This window comes from Luteococcus sediminum, from assembly GCF_054783495.1.
The window spans coordinates 40,642-59,254 of sequence record NZ_BAAGQL010000021.1 but is presented as its reverse complement, the minus strand read 5'-3'; the positions used below and the strand labels follow the sequence as shown (position 1 = coordinate 59,254).

Annotated in this window: 19 protein-coding genes; 7 read left to right on the top strand and 12 right to left on the bottom strand. The window is 71.4% G+C overall.

The features are described 5' to 3' along the window. Positions 1-85: 85 nt before the first annotated feature. From ACYVKA_RS11795 to ACYVKA_RS11780, 4 genes are all read left to right on the top strand, one after another. Positions 86-1,792 carry an alpha-glucosidase gene (locus tag ACYVKA_RS11795; RefSeq protein ID WP_460705629.1) on the top strand — a complete coding sequence of 569 codons (1,707 nt, stop codon included), beginning with the start codon at positions 86-88 and terminating at the stop codon, positions 1,790-1,792. Positions 1,793-2,563: 771 nt separating this feature from the next. Further along, positions 2,564-3,085: a hypothetical protein gene (locus ACYVKA_RS11790; RefSeq protein WP_460705627.1), complete on the top strand. Its 522-nt coding sequence runs from the start codon at positions 2,564-2,566 to the stop codon at positions 3,083-3,085. Between the two features lie 53 nt (positions 3,086-3,138). Continuing rightward, on the top strand, positions 3,139-3,441 hold the full coding sequence (locus ACYVKA_RS11785; RefSeq protein ID WP_460705625.1) for a hypothetical protein: 303 nt from the start codon (positions 3,139-3,141) through the stop codon (positions 3,439-3,441). Next, positions 3,413-5,686, top strand: a complete 2,274-nt coding sequence (locus tag ACYVKA_RS11780; protein WP_460705623.1) for a DEAD/DEAH box helicase — start codon at positions 3,413-3,415, stop codon at positions 5,684-5,686. Before ACYVKA_RS11785 ends, ACYVKA_RS11780 begins: the two co-directional genes overlap by 29 nt. Before the next feature lie 42 nt (positions 5,687-5,728). On the opposite strand, the gene ACYVKA_RS11775 is transcribed toward ACYVKA_RS11780, so the two are convergent. From ACYVKA_RS11775 to ssd, 9 genes are all read right to left on the bottom strand, one after another. After that, positions 5,729-6,895 carry an AAA family ATPase gene (locus ACYVKA_RS11775; protein ID WP_460705621.1) on the bottom strand — a complete coding sequence of 389 codons (1,167 nt, stop codon included), beginning with the start codon at positions 6,893-6,895 and terminating at the stop codon, positions 5,729-5,731. Positions 6,896-6,963: 68 nt separating this feature from the next. Then, positions 6,964-7,776, bottom strand: a complete 813-nt coding sequence (locus ACYVKA_RS11770) for a YceI family protein (protein WP_460705619.1) — start codon at positions 7,774-7,776, stop codon at positions 6,964-6,966. 113 nt (positions 7,777-7,889) lie between these two features. After that, positions 7,890-8,285 (bottom strand): Rv3654c family TadE-like protein, encoded by a 396-nt coding sequence (locus tag ACYVKA_RS11765; RefSeq protein WP_460705617.1) that lies wholly within the window; start codon positions 8,283-8,285, stop codon positions 7,890-7,892. Then, positions 8,282-8,602, bottom strand: a complete 321-nt coding sequence (locus ACYVKA_RS11760; protein ID WP_394276053.1) for a TadE family type IV pilus minor pilin — start codon at positions 8,600-8,602, stop codon at positions 8,282-8,284. Before ACYVKA_RS11760 ends, ACYVKA_RS11765 begins: the two co-directional genes overlap by 4 nt. 190 nt (positions 8,603-8,792) lie before the next feature. Then, complete coding sequence (locus tag ACYVKA_RS11755) at positions 8,793-9,203, bottom strand: DUF4244 domain-containing protein (protein ID WP_460705615.1); 411 nt, start codon at positions 9,201-9,203, stop codon at positions 8,793-8,795. Positions 9,204-9,453: 250 nt separating this feature from the next. Beyond that, positions 9,454-10,176, bottom strand: coding sequence for a type II secretion system F family protein (locus tag ACYVKA_RS11750; protein WP_460705613.1), 723 nt, complete (start codon positions 10,174-10,176; stop codon positions 9,454-9,456). Between the two features lies 1 nt (position 10,177). Further along, on the bottom strand, positions 10,178-10,984 hold the full coding sequence (locus ACYVKA_RS11745; protein WP_394276050.1) for a type II secretion system F family protein: 807 nt from the start codon (positions 10,982-10,984) through the stop codon (positions 10,178-10,180). Continuing rightward, positions 10,981-12,156: a TadA family conjugal transfer-associated ATPase gene (locus ACYVKA_RS11740; protein WP_460705790.1), complete on the bottom strand. Its 1,176-nt coding sequence runs from the start codon at positions 12,154-12,156 to the stop codon at positions 10,981-10,983. The genes ACYVKA_RS11745 and ACYVKA_RS11740 overlap by 4 nt, the downstream gene beginning before the upstream one ends. A gap of 8 nt (positions 12,157-12,164) precedes the next feature. After that, entirely contained in the window at positions 12,165-13,298 is a 1,134-nt protein-coding gene (gene ssd, locus ACYVKA_RS11735) for a septum site-determining protein Ssd (protein WP_460705611.1), read from the bottom strand. A 149-nt stretch (positions 13,299-13,447) separates the two neighbouring features. Here ssd and ACYVKA_RS11730 point away from each other — a divergent pair, with 149 nt between their 5' ends. The 3 genes from ACYVKA_RS11730 to ACYVKA_RS11720 all read left to right on the top strand — a co-directional run bounded on the left by ACYVKA_RS11730 (position 13,448) and on the right by ACYVKA_RS11720 (position 16,327). After that, entirely contained in the window at positions 13,448-14,200 is a 753-nt protein-coding gene (locus ACYVKA_RS11730; RefSeq protein ID WP_460705609.1) for a class I SAM-dependent methyltransferase, read from the top strand. A gap of 120 nt (positions 14,201-14,320) precedes the next feature. Beyond that, the gene (gene nhaA / locus ACYVKA_RS11725) at positions 14,321-15,592 is read left to right on the top strand and encodes a Na+/H+ antiporter NhaA (protein WP_394276046.1); all 1,272 of its coding nucleotides are present in this window, start codon (positions 14,321-14,323) and stop codon (positions 15,590-15,592) included. Positions 15,593-15,661: 69 nt separating this feature from the next. Beyond that, the gene (locus ACYVKA_RS11720) at positions 15,662-16,327 is read left to right on the top strand and encodes a phage holin family protein (RefSeq protein WP_460705607.1); all 666 of its coding nucleotides are present in this window, start codon (positions 15,662-15,664) and stop codon (positions 16,325-16,327) included. Between the two features lie 151 nt (positions 16,328-16,478). On the opposite strand, the gene ACYVKA_RS11715 is transcribed toward ACYVKA_RS11720, so the two are convergent. The 3 genes from ACYVKA_RS11715 to nth are packed head-to-tail and all read right to left on the bottom strand — an operon-like array spanning position 16,479 to position 18,537. After that, entirely contained in the window at positions 16,479-17,168 is a 690-nt protein-coding gene (locus ACYVKA_RS11715) for an NUDIX hydrolase (protein WP_394276044.1), read from the bottom strand. Then, on the bottom strand, positions 17,165-17,818 hold the full coding sequence (locus tag ACYVKA_RS11710) for a TlpA family protein disulfide reductase (protein ID WP_394276043.1): 654 nt from the start codon (positions 17,816-17,818) through the stop codon (positions 17,165-17,167). Before ACYVKA_RS11710 ends, ACYVKA_RS11715 begins: the two co-directional genes overlap by 4 nt. Beyond that, entirely contained in the window at positions 17,815-18,537 is a 723-nt protein-coding gene (gene nth, locus ACYVKA_RS11705; protein WP_394276042.1) for an endonuclease III, read from the bottom strand. Before nth ends, ACYVKA_RS11710 begins: the two co-directional genes overlap by 4 nt. Positions 18,538-18,613: the final 76 nt, after the last annotated feature.

Here is an 18,613-nt window from a genome sequence, read left to right as displayed (position 1 = left end):
TCGGGCTGGCGACGGCAGCGCAGCCCGGAGCCCACCCCGTGGCGACAGCTAGGGTCGAAACATCCAGCAGCACGAGAGGAATCCCATGCCCACCATCGACACCCAGGCCCGCCCCCAAGACTGGTGGCGCTCCGCCGTCGTCTACCAAGTCTACCCGCGCTCCTTCCAGGACAGCGACGGCGACGGCATCGGCGACATCCCCGGCATCACCAGCCGGCTCGACCACCTGCAGCGCCTGTGTGTCGACGTGCTGTGGCTCTCCCCCGTCTACCGCTCCCCCATGGTCGACAACGGCTACGACATCAGCGACTACACCGACATCGATCCGACCTTCGGCACGCTGGCCGACCTCGACGAGCTGCTCGAGGGACTGCACTCGCGGGGCATGAAGCTCGTGATGGACCTGGTGGTGAACCACACCTCGCACGAGCACCCCTGGTTCGTCGAGTCCCGCGACCCCAACTCGCCCAAGCGCGACTGGTACTGGTGGCGTCCCGCGCGCGAGGGCATGACCCCTGGCGAGCCCGGCGCGGAACCCGACGACAGTGCTGCCGCCTTCGCGCCGTCGGCCTGGTTCTTCGACCAGACCAGCGGCGAGTACTACCTGAGCATGTTCAGCCACGGCCAGCCCGACCTCAACTGGGAGAACCCCCAGGTGCGCCAGGCGGTGCACCAGATGATGCGCTGGTGGATCGAGCGCGGCGTCGACGGTTTCCGGATGGACGTCATCAACCTCATCTCCAAGCCCGAGGGCCTCACCCGGGGCGGGGCCGTCGCACCCGGAGCGGCCAGCTTCGAGCAGATCGCCAACGGCCCGCGGCTGGACGAGTTCCTGCACGAGATGAACCAGGCCGTCGGCCTCACCGAGCAGCACCTGCTCACGGTCGGCGAGATGCCCGGCGCCACGCTGGAGGTGGCGCGCCGCGTCACCGACCCTGCCCGCGACGAACTGTCGATGGTCTTCACCTTCGAGCACATGGACCTCGACTCCGACGGCGCCAAGTGGAACCTGGCCGAGCTGGAACTGCCCAGGCTCAAGGAGAACCTGGCCACCTGGCAGGAGGGCCTGGCCGAGGCCGGCTGGAACTCGCTCTACTTCGGCAACCACGACCAGCCGCGTCCCGTCTCGCGCTTCGGGGACGACTCCCCCGAGCACCGGGTGGCCTCGGCCAAGACCCTGGCGACCGTGCTGCACCTGCACAAGGGAACGCCCTACGTCTACCAGGGCGAGGAACTGGGCATGACCAACTTCCCCTTCACCTCCATCGACGACTTCCAGGACGTGGAGAGCCTCAACCACCACCGCCTCGCGACCGCTGCAGGGCAGTCCGAGGACGAGGTGCTGCGCTCGCTGCGCGCCAAGAGCCGCGACAACGCGCGCACGCCGGTGCAGTGGAGCGACGAGGACCAGGCCAGCTTCACCACCGCGAGGCCGTGGCTCGCGGTCAACCCGAACCACACCGAGATCAACGCCCAGGCCCAGTACGACGACCCCGGCTCGGTCTTCAACCACTACCGGCGCCTGATCGCGCTGCGCCATGAGGTGGAGGTGGTGCGAGAGGGCCGCTTCGAGCTGCTGCTGGCCGACCATCCGCAGCTGTGGGCCTTCACCCGCACCCTGGACGGCGGCGAGCGCCTGCTGGTGCTGGCCAACTGCTCCTCACAAGGGGTGGAGATTCCTGCGGAGGGCCTGCCGTCGAGCCAGGGGGCGGAGCTGCTGCTCGGCACCCATGAGGGCCAGGATCCGGCACGGCTGGAGCCGTGGGAGTCGCGGATCCTGCGGCTGGCCTGAAAGGTCCAGGCGAGGACCGGGGGACGGTCATGCCACCCGGCGGCCCGTCCCCGGCACGGGCCAAGAGTCCGCTCAGGCCATCCCCAGGTGGCGGGCCAGACGGCGCGACCCCTGCGGAAACACAGGATCCGTCCCCCCGCCCCGCCGCGACAACCCGCCACCCCGTCTCCTCCACGAAAACTGTGGGACACCTGACTGGGCTATCTTCGATCCCGAGCGAGGTGCAGGGGGCACCTCGCACGTCCCCCTGGGCACGAGCTCGGGGAGAACCATGTCAGCACGCCTGCGCACCTGCGTGTCCACCACCGTTCTGGCCCTGGCCGCTGCCATGGGGCCTCTGGCCGCGCCGGCGCAGGCCAACCCTGCCGACTACCGCGTCGTGGACCGTGCCGAGACCGACGGCGTCACCGCCGATGCCCTGCCCACCACCCAGATTGACGGGGTCGCCTACACCCAGGTGATCGCCGGCACGACCGTCTTCATCGGCGGCGACTTCGCCAATGCCCGCCCCGCCGGCGCCGCGCCCGGCACCCAGCTGACCCCGCGCGCCAACCTGCTGGCCTATGACCTGGTCACCGGCGAGCTGCGCAGCGAGCTGAGGTTCGACACCAACGCCACCGTCAAGGCGCTGGCCCTGTCGTCCGACGGCAGTCGGCTCTACGTCGGCGGCTCCTTCACCAGCATCGCCGGCCAGACCCGCTACCGCCTCGCCGCGATCGACATCGCCACCGGAGCCGTCGTGCCCGGCTTCGCCCCACCATCAACGCCACCGTGGACGCCATCGCCGTCACCGACGACGCCGTCCACATCGGCGGCAACTTCAACCTCGTCAACGGCACCACCCGGCGCGGCAGCGCCGCCCTCTCGGCAACCGACGGCAACGTCCAGCGCTGGGACTTCAACCAGGTCGTGCACAATTCCGGCACCAATGCCGGCATCTACAGCCTTGGCACCGACGGCCGAAACATCATCGCCACCGGCTACAGCTACCTGTCGGGCCAGTTCGAAGGGGCCGCCCTGATCGAACCCGGCACCGGCGCCCTGGCCTGGATGGCCGACTGCCACGGCGACTCCTACTCCGCCGCCGCGGGCCACGGCCTGGTCTACGTCGCCAGCCATCACCACCACTGCGACAACATCAACTCCTTCCCGCAGGTCAACAGCACCACGTTCAAGTACGCCCAGGCCTTCACCTATCAGGCCACCGGCACCGCCCAGCAGGGCCTGGCGCGCTTCGCCCGTCCCGCATCGCCCCTGGCCAGCAGGGCCCGCTCGAGGGCGGTACCGAACTGAAGCCCACCATCACCGCCGCCCCGACCACACCCTCCGAGACCTGGACCAAGGCCGTGCTGAGCAGCCAACCCACCCACTCCTGGCGCCTGGGCGAGACCAGTGGCAACCGCATGAACGACCAGAGGGACACCAACGCGCTCACCAACGGCATCGGCGTGGCCCGCAACCGTGCCGGCGTGCTGCCCGACGACCGCGCCTCCTGGTTCGACGGCGCCCTGGGCGGCTGCTCGTCGCTGAGCCCACCGCCGGCACCGACACCGGCCCGCGCCCCACCCACGGGCGGCGCGGGCCGTCGCCGTGTCAGTGCTGCGTGGCATCCTGAGACCCATGGCTCTTCCAGCGTGGATGACGGGTGACGAGGTGGTGCACGTGCACCACCGGCCCGCCAGTGCCGGGCGCACCACCGAGTGGCCCGCCTGGCTGCCCGAACCGGTGCGTGCCTCGATCGAGGCCCGCGGGGTGGCCCGCCTGTGGAGCCACCAGGCCGTGCTCGCCGAGCACGTCTTCGCCGGCCGCCACGCCGCGATCTGCACCTCGACGGCCTCGGGCAAGACGCTGGCCTACCTGCTGCCGGTGATGGCCGCCACCGCCGTCGAGGACGGGGTGTTGGGCCGGCCGGTGGAGTCGGTGCGCGCCCGGCTGGTGCGGCGCAAGCACACCGCCCTCTACCTGGCCCCCACCAAGGCCCTTGCCCACGACCAGCTGCGCAGCGCCACCGAGCTCGGCCCCGACGGGTGGAAGGTCACCTGCCTGGATGGTGATTCCGACACCCAGGAGCGCCGCTTCGCCCGCGACTTTGCCAGCTTCGTGCTCACCAATCCCGACATGCTGCACCGCTCGGTGCTGCCCAACCACTCCCGCTGGGCCGCCTTCCTGGGCAGCCTTCGCTATGTGGTGATCGACGAGGCGCACCGCTACCGGGGTGTCTTCGGCGCCCACGTGGCCGCCGTGATCCGTCGCCTACGGAGGCTGTGCCGAAGCTACGGCGCAGACCCGGTCTTCGTGCTCGCCTCGGCCACCGCCACCAATGCAGGCGAGGCGGGCGGACGGCTGATCGGCGAGGACCACGTCGAGGTTGTCTCCGAGGACGGTTCCCCGCACGCCGCCCGCGACGTGGTGCTGTGGCGGCCCGCCGACACCGCCCCGCACGATGCCGCCCAGGTGATGGCGCGGCTGGTGGACGAGGGCCGGCAGGTGATCACCTTCGTCGCCAGCCGCACCATGGCCGAGCTGATCGCCCTGCGCGCCCAGGACCGGGTCGACTCCGGGGGACGGATCGCCTCCTACCGATCCGGTTATCTGGCCACCGACCGCCGCGGCATCGAAGGGGCCCTGTCCTCGGGACGGCTGCGGGGTGTGGCAGCCACCAATGCGCTGGAGCTGGGCATCGACGTGGCCGGGATGGATGCCGTGGTGATCTGCGGCTTCCCCGGCACCTTGGCCGCGCTGTGGCAGCAGGCCGGGCGGGCGGGCCGCGGCGAGCGCGACGCCCTGGTGGTGCTGATGGCCCGCGAGGACCCGCTGGACACCTACCTGTTCGAGCATCCCGAGCTGATCTTCGAGGCGCCGGTGGAGACCACCGTGCTGCACCCCGACAACCCCTATGTGCTCGGCCCACACCTGTGCGCCGCGGCGCAGGAGATGGCGCTCACCGAGACCGACGAGCGCTGGTTCGGACCGCGACTGGCGGCGCTGGCCGACCAGCTGGTCCGGCAGCAGCTGCTGCGCCGCCGCCCCACCGGCTGGTTCTGGACCCGTCCCGAACGCGCGGTCGACTCAATCGACCTGCGCTCGCTGGGCGGGCGGCCGCTCGACATCGTCGAGGCCGACACCGGACGCGTCGTCGGCCAGGTGGAGCGCGGTGCCGCCGACCGCACCGTGCACCCCGGCGCGGTCTACCTGCATCTGGGCGAACAGTGGGTGGTCGACGAGTACCAGCCCGACCAGTTGCAGGCGCTGGTGCACGCCGAGAGCCCCGGCTACTTCACCCAGCCCAAGAGCCTGTCCGAGGTGAGGATCCTCGCCACCACGGACTCGCGCACCTTCGGCCACGGCATGGTGCACCGCGGCGAGGTGGAGATCACCGAACAGGTCATCGGCTACCTGCGCCGAGACGAGCAGACCGGCGAGGTGTGGGACCAGACGCCGCTGGAGATGGACGAGCACGTGCTGCGCACCCGGGCGATGTGGTGGACGCTGCCCAGCGAGCTGGTGCAGCGGATGGGGCTCGACGCCGTGCAACTGGCCGGCGCCGCCCACGCGGCCGAACACTGCGCCATCGGCCTGCTGCCCATGTTCGCGCCCTGCGACCGGTGGGACATCGGCGGCGTCTCGACGATCCTGCACCCCGACACGAACTGCTGCACCATCATCGTCCACGACGGCCACCCCGGCGGGGCGGGTTTCGCCGATCGCGGCTACGAGCGCGCCGAGGAATGGGCGCTGGCCACGCTGGAACGGCTGGAGCAGTGCACCTGCGAGGGTGGCTGCCCGCGCTGCATCGTCAGCCCCAAGTGCGGCAACGCCAACCAGGTGCTCGACCGCGACGCGGCCCGTCGCCTGATGGCCTCGCTGCTGGGGATCGACGACTTCTGCGCCTGAGCTGCCCTGCCGGCTTGCCCCTGTCGGCTTGGGGGACTCGGTCTAACGGCTCCCCCAGTCCCACAGGGGCCGGTCGAAGACCCCCCGGCCCGCCACCAGCGTCTCGCCGAGGTCCTTGACCAGTTCGTGGTGCTCCAACTCGTCACCGAGGGCCTCGCGGAGCCCCGCGGCCAGGGCGGTGGAGTGGGAGACGACTACCACTTGGCTGCGACGGCTGGCCTCCACCACCATCCGGCACAGGGCGGGCAGCATCGACGGGTGGAGGCTGGTCTCGGGCTCGTTGAGCACCAGCAGGCCCGGTGGGCGGGGGCTGAGCAGGGCGGCGGCCAGCAACAGGAAGCGCAGGGTCCCGTCGGAGAGGTCCTCGGCGGTCAGCGGGCGCAACAGCCCGTGCTGTTCGAAGCGCAGGTCGAGCCGGGTGCCGTTCTCCTCGACGTAGACGTGACCGCCGGGGAAGGCAGCGGCGACGGCAGATCCGAGGTTCTCGGCATGGGCGGATTCGAGGATGGTCTGCAGTGCGGGTACGAGGTCGGATCCGTCGGCGGCCATCACGGGGGTCCAGGTCTTCACCTGGGACTGCCGGGCCGGGGCGGCGGGATCGGTGCGGAAGGCATCGTAGAAGCGCCAGCCGCGTACCTGGCGACGCACCGCGAGCAGTTCGGGGTACTGCTCGGGATCGGCGAGCTCGTTGAGCATGCTGAACTGCTCGGGCAGCCCCTCCATCACCTGCTGCCAGCGGTGGTGGCGCACCTCGACGACGGAGCGCCTTCTCCGTGCCAGCGTGCTGGCCGGACGCATGAGGGGCCCGGAGAAGACCACTTCGCGCTTGATTTCGGGATCATTGGTGAACATGGTCCGCCTGGGGGTGGGCAGGCCGATGTCGATGAGGTAGCCGAGCTCGTCGCTGGCGAAGCCGAGCCCCAGGCTGACCGGCTCCAACCTCTTGGCCTTGCCCTGCACGGGAACCTCGCCGTCGCGCATGGCCTTGCTGATCACCTCAGGCCCTGCCCACAGGACACTGGCCAGCCCACCCTGCCGGGCCAGTGACGGCACCAGCGCACCGTTGGCAGTGCCGGACAACAGTTCCAGGGAGCGGTAGAGACTCGACTTGCCCACGCCATTGGCACCGGTGACCAGGGTGACCCGTCCAAGGGGAACGACCAGATCTCGCAGGCTGCGAAAGCCCTTCACTGCGATGGTGGTGATCATGCTGCGAGCCTAGGAGCCCGCTGTGACACTTTCCCGCGCAGTGGCCGTGGCAAGGGGTCGTGGGGCGGTCACCGGCTGTGACGTCGCAGCAAGGCGCCCAGGCGTCCCAGCCGCTGCCCCTGCGGTGCTGCCGCGGCGGGCTCGTCGACGGATGCGGAGCGACGAGGACGGTTCGGGATCGGCTCCTGCTCGACGGGTGCGCAGCGACGAGGACCTCCCGTGACCGGCTCGTCTCCCGACTGCTCGGCCCCTTGACCGTCCGGGAGCGCCCGGCGGGGCCGCTGGGTGTGGGCCACCACGACGAACTGGCCTTCGTCGATCGTGGCGCCGCGCTCCTGCTCGTCGAGGGCGGGGGTCTGGTCGGACTTCTTGACCGCGGAGGCCTCCACCTCGATCCATACCTCGTCGCTGATCAGCCAGCCGCCGGTCTCCAGTGCGGCGTTGTAGGTGAGGCCGTAGTCGGAGCGCCGGATCTGGCTGCACGCCTGGAACCCGATCCGCTCATTGCCGAAGGGGTCGGTGGAGCCTCCAGTCCACTCGAAGACCAGCTCCAAGGTGCGGGTGGTGTCCTTGACGGTGAGGTCTCCCTCGATGCGCACGTGGCTGTCGTCGAGGATCTCGAAGCTGGTGGCGACGTAGGTGATCGCCGGGTAGGACTGCACGTCGAGGAAGTCGGAGGTGCGCAGGTGGGCGTCGCGGTCGGGCACGCCGGTGTTGACGCTGGAGGTGCTGATGGTGACCATCAGGGCCGAATGGGCAAGGTCGTCGCAGTCGATGAGCGCGTATCCCTGGAACTGGTCGAAGGTGCCGCGGATCTTGATCAGTCCGGCATGCTTCACCTGGAAGGACAGGGCGCTGTGGGCCAGGTCCAAGTGGTACAAGCCATGGATGTCTGCGACTGATTGCATGAGTTCCCCCCGGTTCCCGCCGATCCGCTGCCTCCAGCGCCACGATAACCACCCCGGGGCATCGACCCCGCATTTCCCGTGCGCGTTCACTCCTCGGACAGGTGGCCAGCATGGGCCTGGGCCTGCGTCCAGTGGGCCCCTCCGGGAAGGCGTGGCAGCAACTGGGTGCGCACCTCCACTGTGACCCGCAAATCGTCGGGATGTCCAACCACACGGCAATTGCGGACTTCGGCGTGGTTGCGCCGGGCAGCTTGGCGGGCGGCAGTACAGGCGTCCTTGCCGCCGCCTCCGGCCTGGGCTCCGGCCAGCGCCGACAGGTCGGCGGCGGCCCGCACCCGGTGCACGCTCCCGATCCAGCCGACGACCCAGACCCCGAGCAGCATCAAGCCACACAGGGCCAGACACAGGCCGGCACTGACCACCGTTCCGGCACCTCGTTCGTCGTGGCCGCGGGTCACCTGTCCGGTGACCTGCCTCCTCATGCCGTGACCCCGGGTTCGAGGTCGGCGGTGGCATCGCCGCTGAGCTGCACCGGCCCGATGGAGCCCAGGCTGCGCTCCACCTGGACCTTGACGGTCACGGTGCCGGAGGCCGATCGTCGGGTGATCTCGGAGCCCTTCGGCGCCCGGTGCTCGGCCTGCCGGGCTGCGGCCGTGTCTCCGCGGGCGAGCTGGCGTGCCACCTGCGAGGCGGTGTCCTCGCAGCGGGTCTGGACGACCACCAGGGTCAGCACCCAGCAACACAGGGTGAGCACCATGCCCACCGCGAGCAGTCCGACGGCGAGCTCGGCGGTGACCATGCCGCGCTGGTCGCCTGCGCGCCTGCAGTGTGGGGAGCACCGGCTGGTGGCCGTTTGCGGGTTCGCGTGATCCATCTTTTGATCCTGTCGCGTGAGGTGCACGGGGTGGACTGTGGTGAGGCGGCAGACGTGGGCGGTGGCGGGGCGCCGGACGATGCCGGCACCCCGCCACCGCCACGCCGTGGTCGCGTCACTTGATCTGGGCGCCGATCTGGCCGATCAGCTTGGTCACCTGTACGAGCATCTCCGCCTTGAAGGTGCCGTCCTTGAAGACGTTGACCAGCACCATGGCCAGCGCGATCGCCGCCAGGATGCCCACGGCGTACTCGGCGGTGACCATGCCGCGCTGGCAGGTGCGGCGCAGGGCAGCGCGCCGGGGGCTCGGCACGAGCACCGCGCTGGGCGCCAACGGTGCCGCGAAGTCGACGTCGGCGGCCAGGTCAGTGGTGATGGGCTCGGTGGTGATGGGCTCGGTGGTGATGGGCTCGGTGGTGATGGGCTCGGTGGTGATGGGCTCGGTGGTGATGGGCTCGGTGGTGATGGGCTCGGTGGTGATGGGCTCGGTGGTGATGGGCTCGGTGGTGATGATGGTGGCGGACATGTCCGGTCCTTTCGTCGGGTGACCCGGTTCTCTCCGGGTTCACCAGGAGTGTGGGGATGGGAGCCGCTCTTCGATCAGCCCGATCCGCGCCTGTGGATGAATCCTCGATGGCGACGAGCTGTGGACAGTCGTGATGGGAGGGACTGCCTCTGCCTGTGCACCTCGACATCGCCCGAACGGCTCGGCGGCACGACAGGGCCCCGCCCCGCCAGATGTCGGCGGGAACGGGCCCTGTCGTGTCACCCGCGGGTCACTTCAGGCCGATGGCGCCCACGAGTCCTGCGACGACCGGCACGACGCCGGTGAGCAGGAAGGCGGGCAGGAAACAGGCCATCAGGGGCAGCACCGAGCGCACCCCCATGGTCCTGGCCCGCACCAGGCGGGCGTCGTGGCGTCGGGAGCGCGCCTCGGTGGCGTGCTCGCGCAACACCTCGACCACGGCGCTGCCGGTCTGGCTGGCCGTGGCCAGGTCGCGCGCCACCGGACCCCAGACCGGGTCATCGGCCAAGGACTGCCAAGCCTCCTGTTCCACCAGGCCGATGGAGACCTGCGCATCCACCTGCCCCAGGACGCGAGCCGTGGCAGGCGGCGAGAAGGAGGCGACTGCCGCGACTGCCTGGCGCAAGGGCGAACCGGCTTCGAGTGCTGCTGCCAGCAGGGCCAGTGTCTCGGACAGCTCTCGCTCCGTCTCCTCCCGCAGGCGTCTGCGGGAGGCTGGCTCGAGCCGCATCGCCACCAGCACTCCGGTGACGGCACCGATGGGGGCCAGGAGCAGGCCGGTGGCGCCGGGCAGGATCGCCAGGACGATCGCTCCAGCAGCCGCTCCGGTCAGGAGTTCACGGGCCTGGACCTCGCGCCTCGCCGCTGCAGGGCGCGGACGTGGCTGGAGGGCCTCGAGGCGACGGTCGTGGCTGGGCACCAGCAGCCAGGCGGCCAGCGCGACTGCGAGGGCACAGATCAGGGCCGTAGCCATCTCAGCCCCTGCTCGCGGCATCGGCCATGTGCTCGGTCCACACCACTCCGGCACAGGCCAGAGCCACCCCGGACGCCAGGCAGGCCAGTCCAGGAATGGTTCCGGTCAGGAATCCGACGGGGTCTCCACCGGAGACCATGCCCATGGCGATCCCCACCAGGGGAAGGAAGGCGAGGATCCGGGCGGTGGCGCGCGGGCCGGCCAGCTCGCCGTTGACCACCCGTTCGGTCTCACGATCATGACGCACCTGTTCGCTCACCTGCCAGGCCAGTGCCGAGACGGGCGCCCCGGTGCGTTCGCTCAGCTCCCAGGCCCGGGCCAGGCTGACGAGCCCCTCGCGGCCGGGTTCGGCCCCGGCCTGGCGCAGGGCCTGGGTGACGTCGCCGCCGATCGCCTGGGTGGCGGCCGGGCGTTCCATGCAGCGGCTCATCCGTGCCGCGCGCGCCAGCGCCTGCGAGGGCACCGCCCCGATGCGCAGCTGCCCGGCAACGGTGCGGGTCGCGGCCGCGACGTCCTCGGCATTCGAGCGTCGCAGCCGGGTGCGACGGTGACCGGCCCACAGCACCGTGCCGGTCGCCAGCACTGCTCCCAGCGCGATCCCCCACAGCGCCCCGCGCAGTCCGACGATCACCACGCCGACCCCGACGGGCAAGACCAGGCAGAGGACCGCAGCCACCGACAGCCCGGGGGCCCGTCTGCGCTGGACACCAGCGGGGTGCGCGACGGGATCCTGCCAGCGGGCCTGGGGCCGGGGGCCGACGGCCAGCCAGGCGGCGATCATGCCCAGCAGCACCACGAGGGCGGTCATCGTGCCCACCGCCAACCGGTGGGGGCGTCGTCGATCCCCAGAATCCGGGCGAGTGCAGACCAGCACTGACCGGCCCTGGGCCGCCCGTCGGCGGTGAAGGCGACGGCCTCGCCCACCTCGATCCCGTCCGGCCCGCGCTGCACGATGCCGATCTGGGAGACCCCGCGCCGGCCCGACTCCCCTCGCCGCACGTGCACCACGAGCCGCAGCGCGGAGGCCACCTGGGCGTGGCAGGCCTCGCGCCCCATCCCGCCCAGGGCGGCCAGGGCTTCCAGGCGCGCGGGGACGTCGATGACCGAGTTGGCGTGCACGGTGCCGCAGCCGCCCTCGTGGCCGGTGTTCAGTGCGGTGAGCAGGTCGCAGAGTTCCGCGCCGCGCACCTCGCCCAGCACCAGCCGGTCGGGGCGCATCCGCAGGGCCTGGCGCACCAGGTGGGTCAGGCTCACCTCGCCGACCCCTTCGGCATTGGGCTGGCGGGCCTCGAGTCGCACGCAGTGCGGATGCTGCGGGGAGAGCTCGCGGGAGTCCTCCACCACCAACAGGCGCTGGTCGTCGGGAACCAACGAGAGCAGGCTGGCCAGCAGGGTGGTCTTCCCGCTGCCCGTGCCGCCACTGACCAGGAAGGCGGTGCGGGTCGCGATGACCGCGCGCAGCAAGTCGGCACATTCCGGCCCCATCGACCCGCTGGCCACCCACTTCTCGAGCGGCAGGCTGCGTCGCGCCGGCACCCGCAGGGACAGGCAGGTGCCGGGATCGGCAATCGAGCCGAGGACGGCATGCACGCGCGTGCCGTCGGCCAGTCGCGCATCGACGCAGGGGCTGGCCTCGTCCAGGCGCCGCCCCACCGAGGCGGCCAGGCGCACCGCCAGCCGCCGCACCTGTTCGTCGGAGTCGAAGCGCACCGCCGCCGCCTCCAGCCCGTGTCCGCGGTCGACGAAGACCTGGGCGGGGCCGTTGACCAGCACGTCGGTGACGCCCGGTTCGTGCAGCAGGTCCTCCAGCGGCCCGGCCCCGATGCTGGTGCGCCGCAGGTCCTCGCAGGTGTGCAGCACCAGCTGGTCGGAGACGACCAACCCGAGGGAGCGCATCGCCTGGGCGACGTCGCCCGGTTCATGGGGGCGCTCCAGTGCTGCCAGCCGCATCCGGACCAGTTCCAGCTCCTCCGCTTCCAGGGCCGCCATCACGGCACCACCAGGTTGAGCAGGCCGGCCACCTGGCGGGCATAGCCCCGGCGGCCCCGGCCCACCGGCACACCCTGCTCGACGGCCCGGGTCACCGACCGGTCGTCGCCGATGCTGCCCAGCAGGGCAATGCCCAGCGTGTCGGCGACCAGCTCGGGGGCAATGCGTCGAGCCGCCCCGGTGCGCACCACCAGCTCCACGTCGTGCAGGCCCAGGCTGGCCGCCCGGGAGCGCGCCGCCACGACGCCGCGCACGTCGGCCCCGCACAGCAGCACCTGCCGTTGCCCGGGCCAGTGCTGGCTCCATCCCCCGTCCCCGGCGCCCTGGTCGAGCACGACGATGTCGTGGGTGCGAGCCAGCGAACCCACGACCGCGCGCACTGCCTCCTCCGCCGGGAGCACCCGGCCGGGCGATCCACCCGGCGGCCCACCCGAACCAGTGGGTGCGGCCAGTTCCCCGCGGGTGTGGGCGACGATGTCCACCCCCGACACATTCGGTAGTCGTCCCACCAGGCTGTCGACGTGCCCGGCGGCCTGGCGCAGGTCGCGCCAGCGCCAGCCCGGGGCGGTCTCGGCCCCGAAGACCAGGTCGAGCCCGCCGCCGGTGGGGTCGAGTTCCACGACGGCCGCGGCCATTCCCCGCTCCGCGGCCTGCTGGGCCAGCGCACAGCACAGGGTGCTCACCCCCAGCCCACCCGAGCCGCCCACCAGGCGCACCACCAGGGCGTCGCCGTCGGCCTGGTCTCCCTGCCGCAGCACCTGCACCAGCTGGCCGGTCTGCTCGCCCAGCAACAGCACCGCGGCCTGCAGCCGCGCCGACCAGTGCAGCAGTTCGGTGGCCTCGCGCCCCACCAGGTGCACGCCTGGGCGTGGCTCCAGTTGCAGCCCCTCCACCAGGGCGGCCATCTCCACCCCCACCAGGACACTGCTGGCACTGCGCCAGGCGGCGCGCACCTGGGTCGGTTCGCGCAGCACCGACGGTTCCACACCGCAGGCGCTGCCGGCCGCCAGGGTGCTCTCGATGGTCATCGGGTCGCGCGAGACCAGCAGGGGCGCGGTGCGTCCGGGACCTGCGGCATGGCCGGGCCGCGTCCCGGCCTCGGCGGCGGCGCGGCGGTTCACAAGCATCGTCATGCCAAGAGCGTGGAGACCGCGGCCCCGTTCTGGTCAGCCGACCTGCGGCCCTGTGGACGAGTCAGGCTGTGGACAGCCTCACAGGCAGGGCAGCGAGGAAGCGTGCGGACCGGGCCCCACCCTGCACCCCACCCCATAGAGTGGAGTCCATGCCTTCCCCCCAGCGCACCCAGTTCCCGCGCCAGGCCATCGACTGGATGGCCGGCGAGTCCGGCGCGCGCGTGCTCAACATCGGCGGTGGGGCTGCGCTGCCCTCGTTGCTGGCCGGCCACGGCCACCAGGTCTTCGCCGTCGACCGCGACCTGGCCCGGGTGGGGCGGCTGCAGGCCGACGGACGGATGGTTGCCCTCGCCGCCGCGGCGGAGTCGCTGCCCTTCGACCCCTGCCAGTTCGACGCGGTCACCTGCCACCAGGTCTTCCACCGCTTCCAGCCGGCCCGCGCCCTGAGCGAGATCGCGCGGGTGCTGCGCCCCGGCGGCGTCGCCTGCGCCTCCTACCTGACCCGCGACGACTCCGTGCCGTGGGTGCGCCGGCTGGTCAAGCTGCTGCGCCAGGTGGACCCCGAGGCGATGCAGGGCCGCTACGGCCACGAGTCGGTGCAGGCCCTGGCCACCAGCAAGTACTTCCCCGAGGTGGAGCACCGCAGCTTCCGCATCTGGCGGCCGGTCTCGCGGGCGGGGCTGCTGCAGATGGTGCGCTCCCAGAAGGGCGTGGCCGCCCTGGACGACGAGATGCGCGAGATGGTCCTCGGCGAGACCGCGGCGCTCTACGATGCTGCTGCCCCCGGAGCCGGCGACCTGAAGCTGCCCTACCAGCTGCAGGTCTGGAGGGCCTGGGTGGACCACGTGGAACTGACCGCCCCCATCGAGATCCACGACACCGGGCTGATCATTCCCCTGTGACCCGACGGGGACCCGGGCAGGGCGCGCTGGCGCGGGCAACCTCCCGCGTCCGGTAGAATTCACCACTGGTGTGCCGGGAAGTCTGGTCGGCGTCCTGTCCGACGACCCCAGGGAAATGCCATGACCGACGCCACCACGCCCACCCCGCCCGGTTCCGGGAAGGACCGCCCCACTGGCTCGGGAGCCACGCGCCAACGCCGCCCCCGCATCGCCTTCGGCCCCGGCCGCGAGGCCGACCGCATCCACCTGCGCGAGATCCTGCGCGGCCAGACCGCCGGCGGCATCCTGATGCTCGTCGCCACCGTGCTGGCCCTGCTGGTGGCCAACGTGGCGCCCGACTTCTACACCGACCTGTCGCACACGCAGCTGGGCCCGCTCGACCTGCACCACTGGGCCGCCGACGGCCTGCTGACCATCTTCTTCTTCGTCGCCGGACTCGAGCTCAAGCGCGAACTGGTCGAGGGCTCCTTGAGCCGCCCCGCCGACGCCCTGCTGCCGATCCTGTCGGCGCTGGGCGGGATGGTGGTGCCCGCCCTGGTCTACGTCGCCATCGCCGTGTCCGGTGGCGGGCAGCTGGGCGGCTGGGCCATCCCGATGGCCACCGACATCGCCTTCGCCCTGGCGGTACTGGCCATCGTCGGCAAGAACCTTCCCAGCGGTCTTCGCGCCTTCCTGCTGACCCTGGCCATCGTCGACGACCTGGGCGCGATCCTGGTGATCGCCGTCTTCTTCTCCAGCGGCATCTCGCTGCTGCCGCTGGCCGGCGCGCTGGCCTGTGTGGCCGTCTTCTGGTTCCTGCAGCGCCGCGAGGTCAACGCGGTGCTGCCCTACCTGGTGCTGGGGCTGGCCGCTTGGTGGCTGATGCACAGCTCCGGGGTGCACGCCACCATCGCCGGCGTCGCGCTCGGCCTGGTGACCCGCACCAATGAGCACGAGACGCACGACACGCTCGACCGCTGGAAGCATGCGGTGGAGCCGTGGTCGGCGGGCCTGGTGGTGCCCATCTTCGCCTTCTTCGCCGCCGGTGTGCCGGTGACGCAGGAGATGATGCGTTCCCTGGTCACCGAGCCGGCAGCCCTGGGCGTGCTGCTGGGCCTGTTCTGCGGCAAGTTCCTGGGCGTGTACATCACGGCGAGGCTCACCGCCCGCTTCACCAGCGCGGAACTCGCCCCGGGGGTGCGGTGGGGCGATGTCGCATCGCTGGCAGTGCTCACCGGTATCGGCTTCACCGTCTCGCTGCTGATCGCCGACCTGGCCTTCCCGGGCGATCCGTCGACTGCCGAGAGCGCCAAGGCGGCGGTGCTGGCCGCCTCCCTGTTCTCGGCCGTGGTGGGTGGCCTGCTGCTGTCGCGACGCAACCGCTTCCACGCCCCGGAGTCCGCTGAGGGCTGACACGATGTCCCTGCTGGACGAAGAAGCACTAGGCTGGACGAGAACGCAGCACACCTTGAGGAGCTGAGCATGGCCGAACGGCAGAATCCGAAAACCTTTGTCAACAACCTCGTCGTCGACACCAAGTCCGCGGTGAACGACAACATCGCCCTAGCGAAGGCGGAGATCGCCCCCGCGGCGAAGGCTGCTGGCGTTGGCGGCGGCATGTTCGGTGCCGCCGGCTATCTGGGCGCCAATGCGGCCTCGCTGCTCTTCCTGGCCGGTGGCCTGGGCTTCGGCCTGCTGTACTCGCACCTGTTCGGCTGGGGCGTCCTGGCCGCCAGCGCGCTGGGCTTCGTCACCGTGGCCGTCGTCCTGCTGATCCTGGCCGGCATCCTCGCCCTGATCGGCAAGAAGAAGCTGAAGGACGTGCAGCCGCCCAAGCAGGCCATCGCCGAGGCGAAGACCACCATCGACACCGTGAAGCGCTCGCTCACCAATGGCGTCAACCAGGTGGAGGCCGACATCCGCGACCGCAAGGGCCTGTCGAGCGCCCGTCGCGCCGCCAAGGACGACGATGCCGCCACCCGCACCGGCAGCCGCACCGAGGCCGTCCGCGAGAAGGCCACCCACCTGGCCAATGCCGCGGCCGCGAAGGTGAGCCAGGTCAAGGACGGCTCTCCCAAGCCCGGCAGTGATGCCACTGGCGATGGCTTCGGCGGCGCCACTCGCGCCGACATCGCCGCGAAGAACTGATCGCGGGCTGGTCCAGCAGCTCCACGAGGGGCCGCATCCCACCGGGGATGCGGCCCCTCGTCACGTCATGGACCGGTCATGCCATGCACCAGACCCTGTGCAGCCGGCACGGTCGGAGGCCGATGTCTGCTCGGCGGATGCCCCGCGCACGTCAGTCGCGCAGGAAGCGTCGCGGCACCGGCACCTCGCGGGTGCTGTCCCACTCGCGGCTCCAGCCGCCCAGATCGAGCAGGATGTCGGTGAGGTGGGCGGTGAAGCCCCAGATGAAGATCTCCCCCATGGTGAAAGCGGGCCCGGAGTAGCCCTGGGGCAGGACGGCGGTGACGCGATTGGCCGGGTCGGCCAGGTCCTCGATCCGGTAGCGGTGCACGGCGGCCACCTCCGCGGCATCCACCGGCACCACCGCATTGTCGGCCTCCCCGTCCCAGGCGGCGACGATCGCGGCGACGTCGAAGGCACTGGCCCGCACGTGCGCCGCCGGCAGCCGGCCCATCACCTGTGCACGGGAGGGCGCCAGGCCGATCTCCTCCCAGGCCTCCCGCAGGGCGGCCTCGACGGCCCCCTCCCCCGGCTCCAGCGAGCCACCGGGAAAGGAGATCTGGCCCGGATGCTTGCGCATGGTGTGGGCGCGCTCGGTGAAGGTGATGTCGAAGTCCTCGGTGCCGATCATCACCAGCACCGAGGCTCGCCGCGATCCCTCACGTGTGGGGCGCCGGTGGGTCACACGCCGCTGGATCTCCTCGGGATCGCTGCTGAGCGCGCTGGTCAGGCCGACGAGCTCGGGGGGCAGCGACCGGGGATCGGCCAGCACCGGCGTGATGGGGCCCAGCGGCTGGCTCACACCTGCACCCCCAGGTATTTCTTGATGTCCGCGCGCAGCGCGTCGGCCGACTCGTAGGCGGTCGCGTCGCGGTGGACGACCTTGCCGTTGGCGTCGACGAAGAGCGTGACGGGCGGGCCCGGGGCCCGCAGCGGGCCGCGGCCAGCCCGGTCAGGATCGGACAGGTGTGGGTACAGGGTCTGGTACTTGATGGCGAAGTCGATCGCCTTGCCCGTGAAGGGGTCGGCATAGTTGATGCCGAGGAAGTCGACCTTGCCCGTTGCCTGGCTCGAAACCTCCCCAAAGGCGGGAGCTTCCTTCTCGCACGGCTGGCACCACTGGGCCCACAGGTTCACCACGCGGGGCCTGCCGGTGGGCAGCCCGGCCAGGTTCACCCTGGTGTCACCACCGAGGCAGTCGAGCGTGAGCGCGGGCAGGCCGCCCTCGACGGCCTTCGCGTCCAGGTCGCTGGCGGGGCACGCCTCGATGCCGGCCTGCTGGCGCGCTCCCAGCACCTCGTCGGGCGCCAAGGAGCGCTGGCTGTCGGGCGTGCCCCCGACGGTGACCTGCGGCACAGAGGGCTCCGGCGTGGCCGTACACCCCCCGGCGAGCAGGGTCAGGGCGGCGGTTGCCACCGCGAGCGGGCGGTGGGCGGGCTGTCGACGGGTCATCCTCGGGGCTCCCTCACGAGCGTGGCGGCAATCACGGGATCGGTCTCGCCCTCACCGAAGGCGGGGCACAGCGTGGCGACGGGGCAGGCCCCGCAAGCGGGGCGACGGGCATGGCAGCGGCGACGCCCGTGCCAGATGACGTTGTGGCACAGCTGCACCCAGTCGGCAGGCTCGAAGAGCTCGCCGACCTCACGCTCCACCGGGTCGGGGCGGGTGGCGGTGGTCCAGCCCATGCGTCGCGTGACCCGCAGGAAATGGGTGTCGGGCGTGATGCCGGGAATACCAAAGGCATTGCCGAGCACCACATTGGCGGTCTTGCGGCCGACCCCGGGAAGGGTGACCAGCTCGTCGAGGGTACTGGGCACCTGGCCGTCGTACTGGTCGACGATCCGTGCCGACAGCGCCAGCAGCGAATCGGTCTTGGCGCGGAAGAAGCCGGTGGGGCGGATGATCTGCTCCACCTCCTCGCGGTCGGCTGCGGCCATCGCGACGGCATCGGGGAAACGTGCGAACAGGGCCGGGGTGATGCTGTTGACCCGCTTGTCGGTGCTCTGGGCCGAGAGCACCGTGGCCACCAGCAGCTGGAAGGGGTCGGTGAAGTCGAGCTCGCAGCGGGCCTGTGGGTAGCACTCGGCCAGCAGGCGGTTCATCTGCTGGGCCCGCTCCTGCAGCGCCTCAAGGCCCTCGGCCGGTGCCGTCGTCCTCCTGGATGCTCCCACCCGGCCAGCCTACCCAGCACGGCCTGTGGCCCAGCCCGGCGTGCCCCGGCGCGGCATGATGACCCCCGATTCGACT

Excerpts from the sequence above, each read along its gene's own strand:
- ACYVKA_RS11730 (WP_460705609.1), top strand. The coding sequence starts at position 13,448 with ATGCCTTCCCCCCAGCGCACCCAGTTCCCGCGCCAGGCCATCGACTGG.
- ssd (WP_460705611.1), bottom strand. The coding sequence starts at position 13,298 with ATGACGATGCTTGTGAACCGCCGCGCCGCCGCCGAGGCCGGGACGCGG.
- ACYVKA_RS11780 (WP_460705623.1), top strand. The coding sequence starts at position 3,413 with ATGGCTCTTCCAGCGTGGATGACGGGTGACGAGGTGGTGCACGTGCAC.
- ACYVKA_RS11750 (WP_460705613.1), bottom strand. The coding sequence starts at position 10,176 with ATGGCTACGGCCCTGATCTGTGCCCTCGCAGTCGCGCTGGCCGCCTGG.
- nhaA (WP_394276046.1), top strand. The coding sequence starts at position 14,321 with ATGACCGACGCCACCACGCCCACCCCGCCCGGTTCCGGGAAGGACCGC.
- ACYVKA_RS11745 (WP_394276050.1), bottom strand. The coding sequence starts at position 10,984 with ATGACCGCCCTCGTGGTGCTGCTGGGCATGATCGCCGCCTGGCTGGCC.
- ACYVKA_RS11775 (WP_460705621.1), bottom strand. The coding sequence starts at position 6,895 with ATGATCACCACCATCGCAGTGAAGGGCTTTCGCAGCCTGCGAGATCTG.
- ACYVKA_RS11760 (WP_394276053.1), bottom strand. The coding sequence starts at position 8,602 with ATGGTCACCGCCGAGCTCGCCGTCGGACTGCTCGCGGTGGGCATGGTG.
- ACYVKA_RS11755 (WP_460705615.1), bottom strand. The coding sequence starts at position 9,203 with ATGTCCGCCACCATCATCACCACCGAGCCCATCACCACCGAGCCCATC.
- ACYVKA_RS11720 (WP_460705607.1), top strand. The coding sequence starts at position 15,662 with ATGGCCGAACGGCAGAATCCGAAAACCTTTGTCAACAACCTCGTCGTC.
- ACYVKA_RS11795 (WP_460705629.1), top strand. The coding sequence starts at position 86 with ATGCCCACCATCGACACCCAGGCCCGCCCCCAAGACTGGTGGCGCTCC.
- ACYVKA_RS11765 (WP_460705617.1), bottom strand. The coding sequence starts at position 8,285 with ATGAGGAGGCAGGTCACCGGACAGGTGACCCGCGGCCACGACGAACGA.
- ACYVKA_RS11710 (WP_394276043.1), bottom strand. The coding sequence starts at position 17,818 with ATGACCCGTCGACAGCCCGCCCACCGCCCGCTCGCGGTGGCAACCGCC.